This window comes from Promicromonospora alba (assembly GCF_042654905.1).
Taxonomy (GTDB): domain Bacteria; phylum Actinomycetota; class Actinomycetes; order Actinomycetales; family Cellulomonadaceae; genus Promicromonospora; species Promicromonospora alba.
The window spans coordinates 337,983-357,623 of record NZ_JBHSFI010000006.1 but is presented as its reverse complement, the minus strand read 5'-3'; the positions used below and the strand labels follow the sequence as shown (position 1 = coordinate 357,623).

At 70.3% G+C, this 19,641-nt stretch carries 17 protein-coding genes and 1 tRNA gene; 8 read left to right on the top strand and 10 right to left on the bottom strand.

Features of this window, described 5'->3' with window-relative positions; genetic code table 11:
• Positions 1–7: 7 nt before the first annotated feature.
• The 3 genes from ACFO6V_RS21300 to ACFO6V_RS21290 form a co-directional block, all read right to left on the bottom strand.
• Positions 8–928: a phosphotransferase gene (locus tag ACFO6V_RS21300; RefSeq protein WP_377139029.1), complete on the bottom strand. Its 921-nt coding sequence runs from the start codon at positions 926–928 to the stop codon at positions 8–10.
• A 107-nt stretch (positions 929–1,035) separates the two neighbouring features.
• On the bottom strand, positions 1,036–1,977 hold the full coding sequence (locus tag ACFO6V_RS21295; protein ID WP_377139027.1) for an HAAS signaling domain-containing protein: 942 nt from the start codon (positions 1,975–1,977) through the stop codon (positions 1,036–1,038).
• The gene (locus ACFO6V_RS21290) at positions 1,974–2,306 is read right to left on the bottom strand and encodes a PadR family transcriptional regulator (RefSeq protein ID WP_377139025.1); all 333 of its coding nucleotides are present in this window, start codon (positions 2,304–2,306) and stop codon (positions 1,974–1,976) included. Before ACFO6V_RS21290 ends, ACFO6V_RS21295 begins: the two co-directional genes overlap by 4 nt.
• Before the next feature lie 146 nt (positions 2,307–2,452).
• Here ACFO6V_RS21290 and nudC point away from each other — a divergent pair, with 146 nt between their 5' ends.
• Positions 2,453–3,346, top strand: coding sequence for an NAD(+) diphosphatase (gene nudC, locus ACFO6V_RS21285; RefSeq protein ID WP_377139023.1), 894 nt, complete (start codon positions 2,453–2,455; stop codon positions 3,344–3,346).
• An 18-nt stretch (positions 3,347–3,364) separates the two neighbouring features.
• On the opposite strand, the gene ACFO6V_RS21280 is transcribed toward nudC, so the two are convergent.
• The gene (locus tag ACFO6V_RS21280; protein ID WP_377139019.1) at positions 3,365–4,315 is read right to left on the bottom strand and encodes a phosphotransferase family protein; all 951 of its coding nucleotides are present in this window, start codon (positions 4,313–4,315) and stop codon (positions 3,365–3,367) included.
• A gap of 44 nt (positions 4,316–4,359) precedes the next feature.
• The gene (locus ACFO6V_RS21275; protein ID WP_377139016.1) at positions 4,360–4,641 is read right to left on the bottom strand and encodes a mycoredoxin; all 282 of its coding nucleotides are present in this window, start codon (positions 4,639–4,641) and stop codon (positions 4,360–4,362) included.
• Positions 4,642–4,729: 88 nt separating this feature from the next.
• Between ACFO6V_RS21275 and ACFO6V_RS21270 the strand changes: the two genes are divergently transcribed.
• Positions 4,730–6,745, top strand: coding sequence for an ATP-dependent helicase (locus tag ACFO6V_RS21270; RefSeq protein ID WP_377139012.1), 2,016 nt, complete (start codon positions 4,730–4,732; stop codon positions 6,743–6,745).
• 570 nt (positions 6,746–7,315) lie between these two features.
• A complete protein-coding gene (locus tag ACFO6V_RS21265) occupies positions 7,316–7,681 on the top strand; it encodes a WhiB family transcriptional regulator (protein ID WP_116673785.1) in 366 nt (121 codons plus the stop codon).
• An 82-nt stretch (positions 7,682–7,763) separates the two neighbouring features.
• Here the strand turns inward: ACFO6V_RS21265 and ACFO6V_RS21260 are convergent, their stop codons facing one another.
• The gene (locus ACFO6V_RS21260) at positions 7,764–8,819 is read right to left on the bottom strand and encodes a ThiF family adenylyltransferase (protein WP_377139010.1); all 1,056 of its coding nucleotides are present in this window, start codon (positions 8,817–8,819) and stop codon (positions 7,764–7,766) included.
• 152 nt (positions 8,820–8,971) lie between these two features.
• Between ACFO6V_RS21260 and ACFO6V_RS21255 the strand changes: the two genes are divergently transcribed.
• On the top strand, positions 8,972–10,360 hold the full coding sequence (locus tag ACFO6V_RS21255) for a zinc-dependent metalloprotease (protein ID WP_377139007.1): 1,389 nt from the start codon (positions 8,972–8,974) through the stop codon (positions 10,358–10,360).
• 20 nt (positions 10,361–10,380) lie between these two features.
• Here ACFO6V_RS21255 and ACFO6V_RS21250 read toward each other — a convergent pair whose 3' ends face one another.
• Positions 10,381–10,923 carry a SprT-like domain-containing protein gene (locus ACFO6V_RS21250; protein ID WP_377139004.1) on the bottom strand — a complete coding sequence of 181 codons (543 nt, stop codon included), beginning with the start codon at positions 10,921–10,923 and terminating at the stop codon, positions 10,381–10,383.
• A gap of 196 nt (positions 10,924–11,119) precedes the next feature.
• Between ACFO6V_RS21250 and ACFO6V_RS21245 the strand changes: the two genes are divergently transcribed.
• Both ACFO6V_RS21245 and ACFO6V_RS21240 read left to right on the top strand, forming a co-directional pair.
• Positions 11,120–12,220 carry a YlbL family protein gene (locus ACFO6V_RS21245; protein WP_377139188.1) on the top strand — a complete coding sequence of 367 codons (1,101 nt, stop codon included), beginning with the start codon at positions 11,120–11,122 and terminating at the stop codon, positions 12,218–12,220.
• 134 nt (positions 12,221–12,354) lie between these two features.
• Positions 12,355–15,375: a UPF0182 family membrane protein gene (locus ACFO6V_RS21240; protein WP_377139001.1), complete on the top strand. Its 3,021-nt coding sequence runs from the start codon at positions 12,355–12,357 to the stop codon at positions 15,373–15,375.
• Positions 15,376–15,444: 69 nt separating this feature from the next.
• Here the strand turns inward: ACFO6V_RS21240 and ACFO6V_RS21235 are convergent, their stop codons facing one another.
• Positions 15,445–16,260, bottom strand: coding sequence for a nicotianamine synthase family protein (locus tag ACFO6V_RS21235; protein ID WP_377138998.1), 816 nt, complete (start codon positions 16,258–16,260; stop codon positions 15,445–15,447).
• Positions 16,261–16,371: 111 nt separating this feature from the next.
• On the opposite strand from ACFO6V_RS21235, the gene ACFO6V_RS21230 reads away from it, so the two are divergent.
• Positions 16,372–16,445 (top strand) — tRNA-Met (locus ACFO6V_RS21230).
• A gap of 144 nt (positions 16,446–16,589) precedes the next feature.
• Positions 16,590–17,585, top strand: a complete 996-nt coding sequence (locus tag ACFO6V_RS21225; protein WP_377138995.1) for a site-specific integrase — start codon at positions 16,590–16,592, stop codon at positions 17,583–17,585.
• Positions 17,586–17,700: 115 nt separating this feature from the next.
• On the opposite strand, the gene ACFO6V_RS21220 is transcribed toward ACFO6V_RS21225, so the two are convergent.
• Together ACFO6V_RS21220 and ACFO6V_RS21215 are read right to left on the bottom strand one after the other, a co-directional pair.
• A complete protein-coding gene (locus ACFO6V_RS21220) occupies positions 17,701–18,651 on the bottom strand; it encodes an aldo/keto reductase (protein WP_377138993.1) in 951 nt (316 codons plus the stop codon).
• A 105-nt stretch (positions 18,652–18,756) separates the two neighbouring features.
• Positions 18,757–19,626 (bottom strand): aldo/keto reductase, encoded by an 870-nt coding sequence (locus tag ACFO6V_RS21215; protein ID WP_377138990.1) that lies wholly within the window; start codon positions 19,624–19,626, stop codon positions 18,757–18,759.
• Positions 19,627–19,641 lie beyond the last annotated feature (15 nt).

The window sequence follows — 19,641 nt, the reverse complement described above, 5'->3', positions numbered from 1 at the left end:
CCTCTGACTACGCGCCCTCTTCGAGCGTCGCCTCGTCGAGGTCCTCCAGCATCGACGTCGCGTCCTCGACCACCTCGGGCAGCCGGTGCCGTACGCCGTGCAGCAGCCACCGCGCGAGCGCCAGCTCACCCACGAGCATCGCGCGCTCGGCCAGGCGGGAGTCGCTCAGCTCGGTGCGGCGCAGCTGGTACGCCTCCATGATCGAGTCGACCGCTTCGAGCGGAGCCGCCGCGATGAGCCACGCGAGGTCGTCGGCGGGGTCGGCCACGCGGGCCTCGGCCCAGCCCGAGATCGCGACGACCCGCTGCCGGTCCACGAGCAGCTGGTCGGGCGCCAGGTCGCCGTGCGCGACCACGGGCTTGAACTTCCAGAGGGAGACGTCCTCGAGCGCCGCCTCCCAGCGGCGCAGCAGGGTGGGCGGGATCCGGCCGGTCCGCGCGGCCTCGTCCACCTCGGTGAGGCGACGCTCGCGGTACTCGGACGCCGTGTAGCTGGGCAGGCCGCAGGTCTCCACGACCGACGTCGGCAGCTCGTGGATCGCGGCGATCGCCCGGCCCAGGTCTGCCGCCAGGCCAGGGCCAGGCTCCAGCGCCTCGACGTCGAGCGTGCTGCCGATGATCCGCCGGTGCACGACGGCCCGGCCACCTTCCGGCAGCAATGCGTAACCCGCGACCTGTGGCACGACGAACGGGAGCACACCGGTGTCGATGTACAGCCGAAGCGCGTCCAGCAGCTCGATCTCGGCCTCGAGCGCCGCGCCGGCCACCGTGCTGCGGGGTGCGCGGACCACCCACTCCTGGTCGTCCTGCCCCGTGACGACGGCGACGTCGTAGTCGCCCGCGAGCTCGCCGACGCGCACCGACTGGGCGTCGAGACCAGGTACGGCGGCGGTGGAGAGGGCGGCGAGAGCGAGGGGCGTGCGGGACACGTGCTCAACCGTATTGCAGTGTTCGCGTGCCATGGCACAGCGCGGTGGTGTGTCCCCGCCCAAACGGGGACACACCACCTTGTTGGTAGAGCCTGGGCGCGGAAGTGCTACCTGCGTGCGGGTATGCGCGACCGGGCGTGCATGAGGGCCTGGCTCGCGCCGAGGGTGATGAACAGCCCGCCTGCCCACCAGACGCCCGAGGTGAGCATTCCCGGATAGAGCGCGGAGCTCACCAGCGCCGCGACGCCGACCAGGGCCAGAACGACGCCTGCCCACGGCTTGCCGAGGGCCATCAGCACGCCGAGAGCGGCGACCACGACGGTGTAGAGAACGTAACCGAGCTCCAGGCCCCAGCTGCCGACGAGGGCTCCGCCGATACCCAGGACCATGGGCAGGACGGCGAGCGCTCCGCCGGCGATCCGCCAGCCGGTCGCGGGCGGTCCGTTGCGGGCGATGACCGGTACGACGAGTGCGGCCCACGCGAGCCAGGCCGTGGGGGCGAAGGCCCAGCCGTCGGAGAACATGAAGCTCATGACCGACAGCATGATCGCCGCCGCAGCGGTGAAGACGGTACGGGCACGCGCGGTGGCGAAGTTCGGGAGCGCTGCGACCACTGCCGGGGCCAGATTCAACAGCACGATTCCGAAGCCGTGCGCCTGGAACTGGGTGTTCGGCACCTGGAGGGAGCCCTCCGGCCACCAGAAGGAGACGAACATCGCGGCGAAGACCCCGACAGCGGTCGCAAGCCACAGCAGGATGCGCCTCATCCGGTCGGTCCCGCCCGGTTCGTGGCCGAGCTCGGCCCGCACTCGTTCCGTGAACTGCGCGGGGTCGCCGAGGCTCTCGGCGGCCTGTTCGGGAGTGCGCCCGGCGTCCTCGGCTTCCGCGAAGTGTGCCCGGACGTCGTCGAGCACCGCGTCGCGCTGCTCAGGGGTGAGCGATCGCAGGCGCTTGCCCACGTCACGCAGGTAGGCACCCTCGGTGTTCCCGTTCATCGCGGTCCTCTCGGTCGTCGTGGTGCTCTCGGCAGTGGTCGTGTTCTCAGTCATCGTGATCCCTCCAGCAATGCGTTGACCTGTGCGGCGACCGACGTCCAGACCTGGGCGAACGCGGTGAGCTGACTGGTGCCGTCATCGGTGATGGCGTAGTAGCGGCGGGGGCGAGCGGTGCCGGACGAGTCCCATCGGGGCTCGACGAGTCCGTTCTCACGCATGCGGGCCAGCAGCGGATAGAGGCTGCCCTCGCTTGCGATGAGCCCGCGTGCGGTGAGGTCGTCGGCCAGCTCGAGGCCGTACTTCTCACCGCGAGAGAGCAGCGCGAGCACGCAGTACTCGAGCACTCCCTTACGGAGGTTCGTTGCGATGCGCTCTTCGATCATGTTGAGAACTCTAACCTTGCGTAGCAAGACTTGCAATACAAGTCTTGCGAAACAAGTCTTGCGAGACAAGGTTCGGTGGTGCCGCGATGGCAGGTGCTCGAGCGGCCGGGGTCCGGGTGTCAGGAGGGCCGACTACTGTCGACCCTGTGTCAGCTCTCGACCTCCCGTTCGCCCGCGCCGCCCACTACCGTGCCGCCCACCGCCGCGCCGAGCCCGGTCTGGTCGGCGACCTCCTCAAGGAGCGCGGCACCCAGGTGCTGGTCGTCCGCGGGAACCGGGTCGCGATGGCCGGTCAGCGCGTGGCGCTCTTCGCGCCCGACGACGTCGCGCACCTCGCCGTCGGCCTGCACCTCTTCCTCGGGGAGGCGGACGGCGTGGCCTACCTCGCCGCGGTCCTGACCGACGCCGAGGCGGAGCCCCCGCTCGACGTCGAGTGGGCAGGGCTGCGGACCCTCGACGAGCCGGACCTGGAACAAGGGCTCGTCGTCGAGGCGATCGCCCTGTCCCAGTGGCACGCCGTGCACTCCCACTGCCCTCGGTGCGGCACGCGAACCGAGGTCGCGCAGGGCGGCTGGATCCAGCACTGCCCGAAGGACGACACGAACCAGTTCCCGCGCACGGACCCCGCGGTGATCATGGCGGTCACCGACGTCGACGACAGGCTGCTCCTTGCCCGTGGCCCGCAGTGGGGTCCCGGCCGGCGGTCGGTGCTGGCCGGCTTCGTGGAGCCGGGCGAGGGGCTCGAGCAGGCAGTGGTGCGCGAGACGATGGAGGAGGTAGGGGTCGTCGTCGACCCCGGCACCGTCGAGTACCGCGGCAGCCAGTCCTGGCCGCTGCCGGCGTCGCTCATGCTCGGCTTCCGGGCCCGGGCAACCACGACACATCTGGTGCGGCAGGAGGACGAGATCGCCGAGGCGGACTGGTTCACCCGCGCAGAGGTAGCCGCAGCGGTGGCCGACGGCGACCTGGGCCTACCGGGGCGCGCCTCGATCGCCCGCTCCCTGATCGAGGACTGGTACGGCGGCCGGCTCGAGGAGTGACACGGCCGCCGGGGCATCTCAGGCAGCGGTCATGCGCCTGATGTCGTCCGCGATCCCCGGCAGCGGATCAGTCTGGCCGATGGAGGCGAACCAGTCCCAGAGCTCCAGGGCGTGGTAGATGCGATAGATCTCGATGCGCTCCTCCGCATCGGCCGGAAGGGGGCCGTAGCCCTCGTAGAAGGCTTGGCGCCTCGCCGGGTCGCTGAGGAGTGCGTAGTAGTCGGCCTTGGCCAGGTCGACGAGGGGGTCGGCCGCGATGGCGTTCTCGACGTCGATGAAGCCGGTGAATGCCCAGCCGCCGGGCTGCTCGGCCACAAGGACATTGCCGTCGTGGAAGTCGTTGTGACAGAGCACGGCGCCGGAGCAGTGCTGGAAGAGGCCGACCCGCTCGACGAGTCGGGCCTTCACCGCCGCGTGCAGGGCGGGATCGCCACCGAGCGCGGTGAACTCGGCGAGCTTCTTGTCGAACTGCCGGCGCATGTAGGCGCTGTTCGTCGGCTCCGGGTCGTGGATCTGCGTGGTGAGATAGCCGAAGCTGCCCTGCGCGATGCCGTGGACGCGAGCCAGGCAGGCGCCCAGCTGCCGGTAGACGCTGCGAACGTCGGCGTCGGGGAGGTCGCCCTTGACAGCGGACAAAGGCACTCCGTCGACCTTGGTCATGATCGTCAGGGTCTGACCGAGCGGGCCCTGTTCGTCCTGGCTGTGCAGGATGCGTGGCGCCGGGCCGACGTCGTGCTGCTCCAGCAGTCGGTAGACGTGGATCTCCTTCTCCTGCTTCCAGCGCCACCGCTCGCCGTAGATCTTGACGATGACCGGCTCTGTCGGCGGCGCGCAGCGAATCTCGAAGACGGTATTTATCTCACCACCCGTGCGCTTGATGACCTCGGCGACTGAAGCGCCCGGGAAGACCTGCCGTAGGAGTTCTTCCGCGCTCTCGGCGGTGAGCATGCTCTGCGTGGCCTCGGACATGCTCGGAACGGTAGGTGTGCCCGCAGCGAGAAGGCGACCGATTTTCAGGCCGCGAGGGCCTGCTTCACCTGCGCGAGGCTCGGGTTGGTCGCCGCCGAGCCGTCCGGGTAGACCACTGTGGGCACTGTCTGGTTCCCGCCATTGACCTGCTCCACGTAGGCGGCAGCCTCGGGCTGCTCCTCGATGTCGATGACCGTGTAGCCGATGCCCTCCGAGTCGAGCTGCGTACGCAGTCGCCGGCAGTACCCGCACCAGGTGGTCGAGTACATCAGGACCGTGCCGTCCGCCGGGATCGGCGAGTGGTTCGACGTGGTCGTATCGGACATCAGTACTCCTTGTCAGTGGGTGCTGCGAGAATCGCAGACGATGCTCACCCAGACCAACTCCGCCGCCGGTTCGAATCATCCTGGACCGATGAGCCCCGACGCCATCCTGACCGCGCTCGACCCCGAGCAGCGCGAGGTGGCGCTCGCGCTCAACGGGCCGGTCATGGTGCTCGCGGGTGCGGGCACGGGCAAGACGCGCGCCATCACCCATCGCATCGCCTACGGAGTGCGCATCGGCGTGTACGCGCCGACCAGCGTGCTCGCGGTGACGTTCACGGCCCGTGCGGCGGGGGAGATGCGCACGCGGCTGCGCGAGCTCGGCGTCCAGGGCGTGCAGGCCCGCACGTTCCACGCCGCGGCGCTGCGGCAGCTCGGGTACTTCTGGCCGCGCGTGGTGGGCGGCGCCCCGCCCCGGCTGGTGGAGCACAAGGCGCAGATCATCGCGGAGGCGGCCCGCCGGCTCGGCCTGAGCGTGGACCGCGTCGCCGTCCGCGACCTGAGCAGCGAGGTGGAGTGGGCGAAGGTCTCGCTCATCACCGCCGACGACTACGAGAAGGCGCTGCTCGCGACCGGCCGCGAGGCGCCATCGGGCTACGACCCGCAGACGGTGTCGCGCCTCATCACGGCGTACGAGGACGTGAAGACGGAACGCGAGGTCATCGACTTCGAGGACGTGCTCCTCATGCTCGGGGACATGCTGAACAGCCACAAGATCGTGGCGGACGAGGTGCGCTCGCAGTACCGGCGCTTCGTCGTGGACGAGTACCAGGACGTTTCCCCGCTGCAGCAGTTCCTGCTGGACCAGTGGCTCGGCGGGCGCAAGGAGCTGTGCGTGGTGGGCGACCCGTCGCAGACCATCTACTCCTTCACCGGCGCCTCGCCGCGCCACCTCCTGGAGTTCCGGCGGACCTACCCCGAGGCGCAGGAGATCCGGCTCGTGCGTGACTACCGCTCGACGCCGCAGGTGGTGAACCTCGCCAACGAGGTGCTCAAGCGCGCCGGCCGCGGAGGCGGTGCGCACCAGGCGCTGGAGCTCATCGCGCAGCGAAAGCCGGGCCCGCCGATCGCCTTCACGGCGTACGACGACGACGAGGCCGAGGCGAAGGGCGTCGCCAGCAGGGCGGCCCGCCTGATCCAGTCGGGCGTGAAGCCGAGCGAGATCGCCGTGCTGTACCGGACCAACTCGCAGTCCGAGGCGTTCGAGGCCGCGTTCGCCGACGCCGGGGTGGGCTACCTCGTGCGCGGCGGGCAGCGGTTCTTCCAGCGCAAGGAGGTGCGCGACGCGATAGTGCTGCTGCGTGGTGCCGCCCGCTCTGCGGATCCGGAGCTGCCCATGCCGGACCAGGTGCGCGACATCCTCGCCACCGCCGGCTGGGCCGACCAGCCGCCCACGGCGCGCGGTGCCGCCCGCGAGCGCTGGGATGCCATGCAGGCGCTCGTCTCGCTCGCGGACGACCTGGCCGCAGCCGCGACCCCCGAGAGCCCAGCGACGGTCGCACTGCTCGTCGCCGAGCTCGACGAACGCGCCGCGGCGCAGCACGCGCCGACGGTCGAGGGCGTCACGCTCGCCTCGCTGCACGCGGCCAAGGGTCTGGAGTGGGACGCCGTCTTCCTCGCCGGCATGAGCGAGGGGCTGATGCCGATCTCGCTGGCGGAGTCCGACGACGCCGTGCACGAGGAGCGCCGGCTGCTGTACGTCGGGATCACCCGCGCGCGCGAGCACCTGGAGGTGTCGTTCGGGCGCGCGCGGAACCCGGGTGGCCGGCCCACGCGCAAGCGCACCAGGTTCCTCGACGGGCTGTGGCCGGAGGACCTGCGCTCTCCCAGGGCACGGACCACGACCAAGGGCCAGGCCCGGGCGCTGCTGACCGGCGAGCACGACGTCGCGCTCTTCGACGCCCTGCGCGACTGGCGCCTCGAGGTCGCCCGCGAGACGGACAAGCCCGCCTACACGGTGCTCACCGACGCGACACTGGCGGCCATCGCGGAGATCCGACCTTCGGCCATAGCCGAACTTGCTCGCGTGGACGGGATAGGTCCGGCGAAGATCGACAGGTACGGCGCCACGATCCTCGCGATAGTGGCGAGCGCACCGAGCACCTGAGCGGCCGTAGCGGCCTGTCAGGTGGTCCGGCGAGGGAACTTTCGAGTGGTTCGGAGGCTCCCGGAATGGCTGCAGAGTGGGCCGTTCCGGGACCGGCGAAAAACTTCTCAAGAAAGTTTGGAAAAAGAGTTGGCTCGCCCCGGTGCCCCGGCATAGTGTTCACATGTCCCTGACGGCAGTGGGTGAGACCTTAAGGTCTGGCCCGGATTCGAGTGAGGAGGTGGGTGTCTTGGAGATGAACATGATTCCGCAGACGGATCTGCACGCGTGCAAGTACGTGCTCGGCAACGAGCCCGTTCAGGCAATCGGCGCAGCTCTGCCTTTCCGCGCGCGCACTCACCGCGGAGGCAACAAGCCGTCCGCTCTCGCACCCGACTCCGCATCTCCAGGAGACTCGCCGGTCTAACGACCGAGTCATCCAGGCCGCGGAGTCCATCTAGGACCCGCGGCCTTAATTCTTGCCCGGAGACCCGGCCCCGCCAGGGCCGGCCGGCCGAGATCTAGCCCGGGGTCCTGTTCCCCCAGACGTTCATCGACGACGTTCTTCTTTACAGGACACAGGAGACAACCGTGCGCCTCACTGCGCTCCTCGACACTCTTCCCCAGGGCGGTTCGGGCCCCTGGGACCCACCTCAACACCCCGTCACGAGCGGGATCGGTTCGGACTCGGCGGAGTTCAACCGGCTGATGGACACACTGCTGCCGTGCCGTACCAACGACCCGGAGCTGTGGTTCGCCGAGCACAGCACCCAGGTGGAGCAGGCCAAGGCCCTGTGCCGCACCTGCCCCCTGATCGAGGGCTGCCTCGCCGGCGCCCTCGAGCGGAACGAGCCCTGGGGCGTCTGGGGCGGCGAGGTCTTCGTCGACGGCGCCGTTGTCGCCCGCAAGCGTGGCCGGGGACGGCCCCGCAAGTCGGAGAACGTCGCAGCGGCCTGATCCAGCCGCAGCGTCGAGTGCGTGATGTTCGCCCGGTCAACGACCATTGGCCGGGCGAACACCCCGCACTCGACGTAGGGCGTCAAGCTGGCAGGACCACGCACCCGCAGCGCGGGTGCGGTTCCGCCGGCCTGACGCGGGGGAGCCCTGCCGGGAGCGAGATCTCCAGGCATGCACCCACGGCCGCGGGCCGGTGTCCGTCCAGCTGGGCGAGCACCTGGCTCGCGGCCGTCGCCGCTGCCACCGCGGCGAGCGTCGCCTCCTGCGTCGGCTCCGCCACCTTGCGCAGCTGGGTGGCCAGCGCGGGCCACTCCCGGTCGGCGTCGGCGCGGGCCAGGTCCACGCACGTCACGCAGGCCGACCGGCCGGGCCGGACGAACGGCCCGACCACCACGTCCGCCTCCCGTACCACCACCGGCAGGTGCGGTACCCCGAGGCCGAGCAGCCGCTGGTACCGCGCAGGGTGCGCGGCGTGCGGCTCGGTGACGACCACGACATCGAGGGTCGTCGGGTCGAGCCCCGTCCCGCCCGTCCTGCCGTCGTCGACCCGCACCGTCACACGCGGGGAGCGTTCCGCCAGCATGGAGCGGACGGCGTCGTCGCGCGCCTGTCCGACGTCGACCGCCCGTAGACCGCCCAGCCCGACGTCGGTGACCTGTACCGGCAGCGGGTCGTGCAGCAGCAGCCCGCCGACGCCCGCCGTCGCCAGGTGCAGCGCGACCGCCGTGCCCAGCCGTCCGAGCCCGACGACGCCGACCACCCGCCGCGCGCGGTCGGCCAGGGTTGCGAGCCCCGCGCCGTCGGGCCGCAGCATGCCGAGCACCGTCGCGTCCGCGGCGCCGTCCGCCGGAGCCGTCACCGCGCCGACCGTTGCCGGCACGGGGACCAGCACGCCCGCCCGGAACAGGGCGGTCATGATCTCGTCGCGCCGCTCGGCGGGAACACCGCACCGCGCAGCCGACTGCTCGACGGTCACGTGCCGCCGTTCGGCGATCTCCTCGAGCCATGTCTCCTCGGCAGGCGTGAGCCCGGTCAGCACGAACGACCACCGCGGGTCCGAACCGCACTGCATCTGGCCGCCGCCGCGACTGAGCACCGGTGTGCCTGGCCGCAGCCGGAGCAGGGGAGGGGGCTTCATGGCGACAACGATGCACGACGGCGTCGCACGCCCCCGGCCGTCGTCCACAGTTCCAGAGGTATATCCAAAGCGTCGTGCGGAGCGGAAGTTCCCGTGTGCGCCCAGAGCCAAATGGACGGCGCAGAGCTTGCCGACCCGGTTACGGTGACCCTATGAGCGACCAGCACCAGCCCGGCGATACCCCCCAGTCGTGGGAGGAGATGCTGCGCTCGATGCTCGGCGACGGCGCAGACGAAGTGATGGCCGAGATGCGCGAGCGAGGCATCGACCCGACCGCGCTCGGTGGACCACCCGACCCCGTGATGATGCAGTACGCGCTGGCCCAGGTGCAGAAGATGCTCTCGGCCGAGGGCACCGGACCGGTCAACGCCGACGTCGCGCACGACGTCGCGCGACAGGTCGCCGTCAGCAAGGGTGACCCGTCCCTGACCGGCAAGCAGGCCAAGGACGCCACGGACGCGCTCGCGGTGGCCGAGCTCTGGCTCGACGCCGTCACCGACCTGCCGCCCGCCGGCGGGAAGCGGCACGCGTGGAACCGGTCCGAGTGGGTCGAGGCGACGCTGCCCGTGTGGAACGAGCTGGCGGCGCCCGTCGCCTCGTCCGTCTCGGAGGCGCTGGCCACGGTGCTGCGCGACCAGCTTCCCGAGGGCATCGACGACGGCGAGGCGATCCCCGGGATGCCCGCTGGCGTCCTGCACGGGCTCGGCGGCTCCATCGACCCGACCCAGATGATGCGCCGGCTCGGCTCGGCGGTGTTCGGCATGCAGGTCGGCCAGGCCGCCGGCACGCTCTCGCAGGAGGTGTTCGGCGCCACCGACGTCGGCCTGCCGCTGCTCGACAGCTCCGACACCGTGCTGCTGCCCACGAACGTCGCCGCGTTCGCCGACGGACTGGACGCCCCGCTGGACGAGGTCCGGCAGTTCCTCGCCGTCCGCGAGGCTGCGCACGCCCGCCTGTTCACCCACGTCCCGTGGCTCCGGTCGCACCTGCTGTCGATAGTGGAGCGCTACGCCCGCGGCATCACCATCGACCTCGACGCGCTCGAGGCGCAGGTGCGCGACATCGACCTCGCCGACTCCGACGCCCTGCGCAGCGCCCTGTCCGGCGGTGTGTTCGGGCTGCAGAACACCGACGAGCAGAAGGCCGTGCTGCTGAACCTGGAGACCACGCTCGCCCTGGTGGAGGGCTGGGTCGACGAGGTCAGCGCCATCGCCGCCCTGCCGCACCTGCCGCACGCCATCCCGTTGCGCGAGATGATCCGGCGCCGTCGTGCCGCGGGCGGCCCTGCCGAGCAGACGTTCTCGACGCTGGTCGGGCTGGAGCTGCGGCCGCGCCGGTCGCGCGACGCGGCGACCCTGTTCTCGATAGTCTCCCGCGCCCAGGGCGCCGAGGGGCGCGACGCCGTGTGGGACCACCCCGATCTGCTGCCGGGCACGCAGGACCTCGACGACCCGTCGAGCTACCTCGTACGCCGCGAGGCCGCGGAGAACGAGCACGCCGACGTCGACGCCGCGCTCAAGGAGATCTTCGGCGAGGACTGAGTCGGCTCACGACTCAGCGGTCAGTCGTCCCCGTCGTCGGACGTGATGTCCCCCGGGTCGTCCTGTGCGAACGACGCGCCCTCGAGGAATCCGCGCGCCCGGTCGGTCCTGGGGTAGACCTCCAGGATCTTCCAGAACTCCGGGCCGTGGCCCGCGTGCAGCAGGTGCGCCAGCTCGTGCAGCAGCACGTAGTCGAGCACCCAGGACGGCATGCCCTGGAGGCGGGTCGAGATGCGGATGGACCCGTCGAGCAGCGTGCACGACCCCCAGCGCCGGCCCTGGTTCGACGACCACCGCACGCTCGAGGGCTTGGCGTGGCCGTCCAGATACTTGGCCGAGAGCTCGCCGGCACGGTCCATCAGTTCTTGGTCGGACGGACGGCGGCGCCGTTCCTTGTCCTCCAGCCGGGCCACCATCTTGGCCACCCACTCTCGTTCCTGAGCCCGAGAGAAGCGCGCGGGAATGGCGACGATGGTCCGTCCACCGTCGCGATATGCGCTCACCGTGGCGGTGCGACGGCGGCTCCGGCGCACCTCCACGGACGTCAGGGCGTCGTGGGCCACGGAATGACCGTAGCGTGTTATCGGCGCGACGTGGGGTATAACACACCGTTCAAGTGGAAAATCTTTGCACGACGGCGTAGGGATTGGCGTAGAGGGACGGCGTAGCGATCGGCATCGTGCGATCAGGCACGCGTCGCGGTCAGGCGGCTTTCACGGAAACCTCAGCCAAGTGAGGAATGATGGTCCGGTGACTGATATGCGCGACCGCCAGCCCGCCCCGCAGCCCGACCCGTCGCCCTTCGACGACGCGCCGGTAGCGGTCGCCCCGATCTCGCGCCGCACGGTGACGCTCGGCGTCTCCCTGCTGGCCACCGCAGTCCTCGCCGCGGTGGCGCTGGTGGTGCCGACTCCGTACGCGATGCGCTCGCCGGGGCCTACCGAGGACACGCTGCAGCGGAACCTGATCCAGATCGAGGGCGCGCGGACGTACGAGTCGACGGGCGAGCTCCGCCTCACGACGGTCTCCGTGCTGGGCGGACCGGGTTATCCGATGCTGTCCGGCCAGGTGATCCAGGGCTGGCTGGACCCGAAGCGCTCGGTGCTGCCGGTGGAGGCGATCTTCCCCGAGGCGACCACCCAGGAGCAGCAGAAGGAGCTCAGCCAGGCGGAGATGGTGTCGTCGCAGGAGTCCGCCACGGCGGCAGCGCTGACCGAGATCGGCTACGACGTGCCCGCCGTCCTCGACGTGGCCGGGACGGAGCCGGGCTCCGGGGCCGAGGGCAAGCTCTCCGAGGGCGACGTGATCGTCGAGTTCCAGGGTGAGCCCGTCGGCACCTATGCCGACCTCATCGACGGGCTCGCCGAGACGAACCCGGGGGACGACGTGACGCTCGGGGTCCAGCGGGGCAAGCGCGCGATGGATGTCGACATCACCACGTCGGGCAACGGCGAGCGGGCGGTCCTCGGCGTCTTCATCGACCCGCGCTACGACTTCCCCGTGGACGTCTCCATCGAGATCGAGAACATCGGCGGGCCCAGCGCGGGCACCATGTTCGCGCTCGGCATCATCGACAAGCTGACCGCCGAGGACGAGGCGAACGGAAAGGTGATCGCCGGCACCGGGACGATGAGCCCGGAGGGCACGGTGGGCCCGATCGGGGGCATCGAGCAGAAGCTGTACGGGGCGGTCCGGGACGGCGCCAAGTGGTTCCTCGCACCGGCGGACAACTGCGCCCAGGTGGTCGGCAACGTGCCCGCCGGGCTGAACGTCGTGAAGGTGTCGACGCTGGCCGAGGCGCGGGACGCCGTCGAGCAGATCGGACGGGACGAGGGCAGCGACCTCCCGACGTGTTCCTGACCTCCCGGTGCAGATGTTGACCGTGTGTTGCACATCTGGAGGATGTGGGAACCTTGTGCTGGGAACCTTGAGCAGAGCCCGGCCGTTCCACCTGGGTACGGCCCAACCATTTGATGACGTGAGGTAACGCAGTCGTGTCCTTCGCCGCAGCACCTCGCCGCCCTTCCGGCGGCGCCCCCCGAGCCCGACGACGCAGTCCGCTGGGGGTGGCGATAGTCGCGGTCGCCGCCGTGATCGCAGCCCTGCTTCTCCTAGCCCAGTTCTGGACCGAGGTGATGTGGTTCGGTCAGCTCGGGTTCTCCCGGGTGATCTGGACCGAGTGGGGCATGCGCGCCGCCCTGTTCGCCGCCGGGTTCCTGCTGATGGCCGGATCCGTGTTCTGGTCGTTCACCGCGGCCTACCGGTCCCGCCCCATCTACGCGCCCAGCACCCCCGAGCAGGCGACGCTCGACCAGTACCGTGAGGCCGTCGAGCCGCTGCGCCGGGTCGTCATGGTCGCCGCGCCGGTCCTCGTCGGCTTCTTCGCCGGCGTCGCTGCCTCCGCGCAGTGGCGGACGGTGCTGCTGGCGTTCAACGGCGAGTCCTTCGGCGAGACCGACCCCGAGTTCAACATGGACCTCGGGTTCTTCGTCTTCACGCTGCCCGTGCTGCGGTTCGGCGTCGGGTTCCTCATCTCGGTGGTGGTGATCGCCGGTATCGCCGGGCTGGTCACGCACTACCTGTACGGGGGCCTGCGGGTCGGACCCGCCGCAGCCGGTGGTCCGCGGACCACCACCGCCGCGCGCGTCCACCTCGCCGTCATCGGCGCCATCGGTCTGCTCCTGATCGCCGCCAACTACTGGCTGGACCGCTACTCGATCCTGACCAACGCGGGCGACCGGTTCGACGGCGCCTCGTACTCCGACGTGCACGCGGTGATCCCCGCCAAGGGCATCCTCACCGTGGTCGCGATCTTCGTCGCCGCGCTGTTCATCGTCACCGCGTTCCGTGGCGACTGGCGCCTGCCGGCGATCGGCGTCGGCCTCATGGTCGTGTCCGCCATCGCCATCGGCGGCATCTACCCCGCCGTCGTGCAGCGGTTCCAGGTGAACCCGAACGCGCAGGAGCTGGAGGCCGAGTACATCCAGCGCAACATCGACGCGACCTTGACGGCGTTCGACATCGACGGCGTCGAGAAGGAGCAGTACGACGCCACGACGCAGGCGGAGGAGGGCGCGCTGCGGGAGGACGCCGACACCGCCGCGTCGATCCGGCTGCTGGACCCGCAGATCGTGTCGCCGTCGTTCCGTCAGCTGCAGCAGAACAAGCAGTACTACAACTTTGACGACTCCCTGTCGGTGGACAGGTACGAGATCGACGGCGAGTCCCGCGACACCGTGATCGCGGTGCGCGAGCTGAACCTCGACGGCCTCGGCCAGGACCAGCGCAACTGGGTCAACGACCACACCGTGTACACGCACGGCTACGGCGTCGTCGCCGCGTACGGCAACCAGCCGGGCCCGGACGGTCGCCCGGCGTTCTTCGAGGGCGGCATCCCGTCCCAGGGCGCGATCACCGACCTCGAGGGCGAGTACGAGCCGCGCATCTACTTCAGCCCCAGCACCGACACGTATTCCGTCGTGGGCGCACCCGAGGGCACGAAGCCCTGGGAGCTGGACTACCAGGCGGACGAGGCCGACGACGGCGGCCAGGTCAACACGACGTTCTCCGGTGACGCCGGGCCCGACGTGGGCTCCTTCGGGAGCAAGCTGCTGTACGCGCTCAAGTTCGGCGAGGAGCAGCTCCTGTTCTCCGACCGCGTGACGAGCGAGTCGCAGATCCTCTACGACCGTGACCCGCAGCAGCGCGTCAGCAAGGTCGCCCCGTGGCTCACCCTCGACAACCGGGTGTACCCGGCGGTCGTCGACGGCCGCGTGAAGTGGATAGTCGACGCCTACACCACCAGTGACGCCGTCCCGTACTCCACGTCGACGCCGCTCGACGAGGCCGTCGCGGACACGCTCACCACTGCTTCCGGCGCTCCGGTCGAGCTGCCGGAGGAGGTCAACTACATCCGGAACTCGGTGAAGGCCACGGTCGACGCCTACGACGGGTCGGTCGACCTGTACGCGTGGGACACCGAGGACCCGATCCTCAAGGCCTGGACCAACGTCTTCCCGACGTCGGTCAAGCCGATCGAGGAGATCTCCGGCGACCTGATGAGCCACCTGCGGTACCCCGAGGACCTGTTCAAGGTGCAGCGCACCCTGCTCAGCCAGTACCACGTGGACAACTCGGCCGAGTTCTTCTCGGGCCAGGACTTCTGGAACAACCCGACCGACCCGACGTCGGACGCTGCCAACAAGCCGCTGCAGCCGCCGTACTACCTCACGCTGAAGATGCCCGGGCAGGAGGAGTCGTCGTTCTCGCTGACGTCCACCTTCATCCCGGGCGGTAACACGGACCGAGAGGTGCTCACCGGGTTCCTCGCCGTGGATGCCGATGCGGGGAACGAGGCGGGCAAGAAGGCAGAGGACTACGGCAAGCTCCGACTGCTGGAGCTGCCACGAGACACGACGGTGCCCGGCCCCGGTCAGGTACAGAACAACTTCGACTCGAACCCGACGATCTCCGAGCAGCTGAACCTCCTGCAGATCGGTTCGTCCACGGTGCGGCGGGGTAACCAGCTGACCCTGCCGGTCGGTGGCGGCCTGCTGTACGTGCAGCCCGTGTACATCCAGTCGACCGGTGGCACGCAGTTCCCGCTGCTGCGCAAGGTGCTCGTCGCCTTCGGTGACGACATCGGCTTCGCCGACACGCTCGACGAGGCGCTGGACCAGGTGTTCGGCGGTGACTCGGGTGCCCAGGCGGGCGACGCGGGTACGGCCGAGGACGAAGCGCCCATCACCCCGCCGACGGGTGAGGGCGAACCGGGTACGGATCCGACGCCCGAACCGTCAGGCGAGCCGAGCGGCGAACCCACCGGCGGCGCCGGCACGGGCGGCACCGGGTCGGACCTCGACGTCGCACTGCAGGAGGCGGCCGACGCCATGGCTGACGCCAACGCCGCCCAGCGCGATGGTGACTGGACCGCCTACGGCGAGGCGCAGGACCGCCTGCAGCAGGCGCTGGAGGACGCGATAGCGGCCGAGGAAGCGCAGAGCTCGGCGGGCTGACCAGCCGCCGCGCGCTGAGCGCACGAAGACAGAGGCCCCCGGTGCTTGCACCGGGGGCCTCTGTCATGCTCAGCCGAGCCGGCGGGCCACCACCACCGAGTTGACGACGTCGTCGGTGGGATGGACCACCTCCAGCACCTCGAATCCGGGCATGGCGCGCAGGTCCACCGGCGGGTAGAGGAGGGTGCGCAGGCCGCGCGCGCTCCGTGCGAGCAGCATGGCGCCGGGCCGCATCGAGTCGGCCATCCGCGCGAGGATCGCCGCCTTGGCCGACGACGTCTCCCCGACCAGCGCGGCGAGCACCACTGCGTCGTGGGCCGCGAGGTCGACGTCCGCGGCGTCGGCCTGCTCGAACCGGACCCGCGGGGTACCGAACCGCGCGGCGAACCGTCGGGCGAGGGCGACCGCGACGGGGTCCCGGTCCAGGCCGACGACGGGGCAGCCGAGCGCGTCGGCGTACCCCACGGTGCTCAGGGGAAGCGGCCCGCAGCCGAGCACGGCGACGGACGCCGGTGTGCCGCCCGAGTGGGTGAGCAGGCGCACCTCGAGGGCTGTGAGCCGGTGGTAGTTGTCGAGGTACGGGAACTCGCTCAGCGCCGACGCCGGATCGGGCGCCGTCGCGATGCGCTCCGCCCAGGTGTGCTCGAGCGCGGTCTCGCCGCGCGCCGAGAGATCGCGGACGGCGTTCTTGCGATCCTCGACCTCCGGGTGCGCCAGGATCTCGAGGGCCTGACGGTCGGGCGCCGCGAGGACCGTCTGCACCAGCTCGCCGAAGAGGGCGTTGGTACGGGGGTCCGGTCGCAGGTGGGGGAGTGCGGCGAGCTCGTCGGTGAGACGGACGATCCGGTCCGCGGTCAGGGTGGTGGCGCTCAGCTCCGTCGGCATGAGGATGATCGTTCCACGGCCGCATCGGTTCGATCGCTTGTGACCTGCGTCTCTACCGCCCGACCCGGTTTGCACTCAGCCCCCGGGCGTGCGTAAAGTAGGGGTTACCGCCGCGGGGTGGAGCAGTTCGGTAGCTCGCTGGGCTCATAACCCAGAGGTCGCAGGTTCAAATCCTGCCCCCGCTACGAATCAGGCCCGGGAATCCTTGGATTCCCGGGCCTGAAAGGTTTCTGGAACTTGAACCAGTCACCACAAACCCTCCTTTGCGTAGACGGCGGGTTCTCGTACACAGCGCGCCCCGAGGCCGCCGAGCCGGTAGCACCGGTGTCATGACTACCTCCCTGACGCGCGTGCCGACCCAACCCGGCCAGCGATTCTCCCTGCCCGGCATCACGGCGGCCGACGCTGCTCGCGTGGTCGCCGCCATCGCCGCCGAGCGCGCCCCGTCCACCCTGATCCTGTACGCCTCCGCGTGGCGCATGTTCACGAAATGGTGCGCCACCCGCGGCCTGGTCGCCTTCCCTGCGGATCCCGCGACAGTGTGTGCCTATCTGGCCGAGCGCGCCGAGCAGGGACTGTCCATCGGCACGATCAACGTCGCCTGCGCCGCAATCGGCTACGAGCACCAGCGCGCCGGCCTGCCCGACCCGATCACCGACGCCATGGTCGGACGCGTCCGCCGCGGACTGCGCCGCATCGTCGGCGTCGCGCCACGCCGGCAGGCCCGTCCCCTGGTCGGAGAGGAAGTGCGCCAGATCGTCGCGCGCATCGATCCGGGCACCGCGGCCGGCGCCCGCGACCGGGCCCTCATCCTGATCGGCTTCGCCTCCGCACTGCGCAGGTCGGAGCTCGCCGCTCTGACCCTCGCTGACGTCGAGTTCCGGCTCGGGGGCGTGGTGCTGACCGTGCGCCGCTCCAAGGCAGACCAGGACGGCGAAGGGCAGATCGTCGCGGTCGCGGCCGGCGAGCACACCTCCACTGACCCCGTAGCCGCACTCCGTACGTGGATCGCCGCGCGTGGAACGCGCCCAGGAAGGGTCTTCACGCGCATGCGATACCCCGACCACACGACCACCGACCCGATCGGCGGCCACACCGTCGCCCGGATCATCCGAACCCGCGCCGAGGCCGCCGGTATCCCGGGCGAGCGGGTCACCGGGCACTCACTGCGCGCCGGGCACGCGACGACCGCCGCGCTGGCCGGTGCCCCACTGGACAGGATCGCCGCACAGACCCGCCACCGCGACGTCTCGACCCTGGTAGAGCACTACATCCGGCCAATCGACGCACTGGCGAACACCTCGAGCCGTGCCCTGGGCCTGTGACCTCACAGCCTCGTTCGGCACACTGCGACCGTGCGGTGTGTCCGTCTTAACAGGACGCGACGCCAGGTCCGACGCCAGACGAGACCAGGATTCTGGCGACCCGGCTGCTCTGTTGTCAGGGCCGCCTGAAGCGGTTGACGAATCCTCGGATGCCGGCGGCCGGCTTGAGTTTGTCGAGCCTGGCCAGGGCGTCCTCGTCGAGCCGGACCTCTCCTGCCGCGACGTTCTGCTCAAGGTGGTCGACCGACGACGTGCCGGGGATGAGCAGGACGTTCCCGGCGTGATGGAGGAGCCACGCCAGCCCGACCTGCGCGGGCGTCGCGCCGACGGTTTGAGCGATCGCCTGGACCGCCGGTTCGTGGGTGACCTTCGCCAGGCCGGGCAACGCGCCGCCGAGCGGAAAGTACGGCGCCCATGCGATGCCGTGTCTCTCGCAGAGTGTGAGGAGCGGCTCGTCCTTGCGGGCGACAAGGCTGTACGGGTTCTGGACGCAGGCGATACCGACGGACAGGGCGCGCTGCACCTCCTTCAGGGACACGGCGCTCAGCCCGATGTCACCGATGAGGCCCTCGTCGCGCATGGCGACCATCTCCGCGATCTGGTCGTCGAAGTCGACCCTCTGGTCGTGGCCGACGGGGAAGCCGCCGTCGGGCGACATGCGGCGCATGTTGACCAGTGCGAGCCGGTCGGTGTTCAGGCTGCGCAGGTTGTCCTGGACGCTCTTGCGCAGTTCTTCCGGGCGCTGGCCAGGGCGCATCGGGACCGGCCCGCGTGTCGTCCGGAGCGCTCCCACCTTGGTGACAACCAGGACGTCGTCATCCGCGGGCAGCGTCTGCGCGAGGTACTCGTTCGCGACACTCTTGCCGTAGAAGTCCGCGGTGTCGAAGTGGTTCACACCGAGATCGAGCGCTCGCCGCAGCACCCGCTGCGCGTCGGCGGGATCACGCAGCCGTGGCAACTGGATGGCGCCGTACCCGATGCGCGAGACCGTGTGCTTCCCCAGAGGAAAGGTTCCTCCTGGGCTTGGCTCGGGTGTGCGCTCAGGCGGGCTGACGGATTCTGACATCGCTAGGCCTTCCTCGTGTTGAACAAGATCCTGGGTGTTGCCACTGCGACGGACGTTGAGCTGGGGGAGGAGGGGGCCGCGGAAGATGCCCGAGGCCCCCTCCCGCTAGACGCCGAGCTGGCTCAGGTCGGCAGGAGCCAGCGTGAGCGACCCGGCTGCCACGTTCTCCTCCACGTGCCCGATCGACCCGGTTCCGGGGATCGCGAGGGTGTTCGGGGCCAGCGCGAGGACGTGGGCGAGTGCGACCTGCGGGACGGTGGCGTCATAGCGGGTAGCGATCTCGGCGTAGGCATCGTCCTGGCGGCCAGCCTGCCCGCTGCCGAGCGGGCCGAACGGGACGAAGGCGATGCCTTCATCGGTGGTACGGCGCAGCAGCGCGCGCTCGTCGGCGCTCTCCGGGTGGAACAGGTTCTGGATCGCGGCGACCGGGGCGATGTGCTGCGCCTCGGTGAGGTGGGCGTCGTCGACGTTGCTCAGGCCGAGGTGCCGGATGAGGCCCTCCTCCTGCAGTGCCGCCAGTGCCTCGTACCGCTCGGCCAGGGATTCGCCGTGCGGGGGCGCCATCATCCCGATGCGCAGATACACCAGGTCCAGCCGGTCGACGCCGAGCGCGACGAGGTTCGCCTCCACCAGCTCGCGCATGTCCGCGGCGGTGGCCTGGCCGAACTGGCCCGCGCAGAAGACGGGCCCGATCTTCGTCGCGATCACCAGATCCGCCGGGTAGGGGTGGAGCGCTTCGCGGATGAGGTCGTTCGCTCCGGTGCTGCCGTCGGGGGAGCGGTAGAACTCGGCGGTGTCGATGTGGTTCACGCCCAGCTCGACGGCGCGGCGCAGGACGTCGCGGGCTACCGCCGGGTCGCGGGGCTCGTTGCGGGGGTTCATCCCGTCCTGGGCCAGGCGCATCGCGCCGAAGCCGAGTCGTGCGACCGGAAGGTCACCGCCGAGCTGGAAGGTTGAAAGGGCTGTATCCGTCATGTCGTGTGCTCCTGG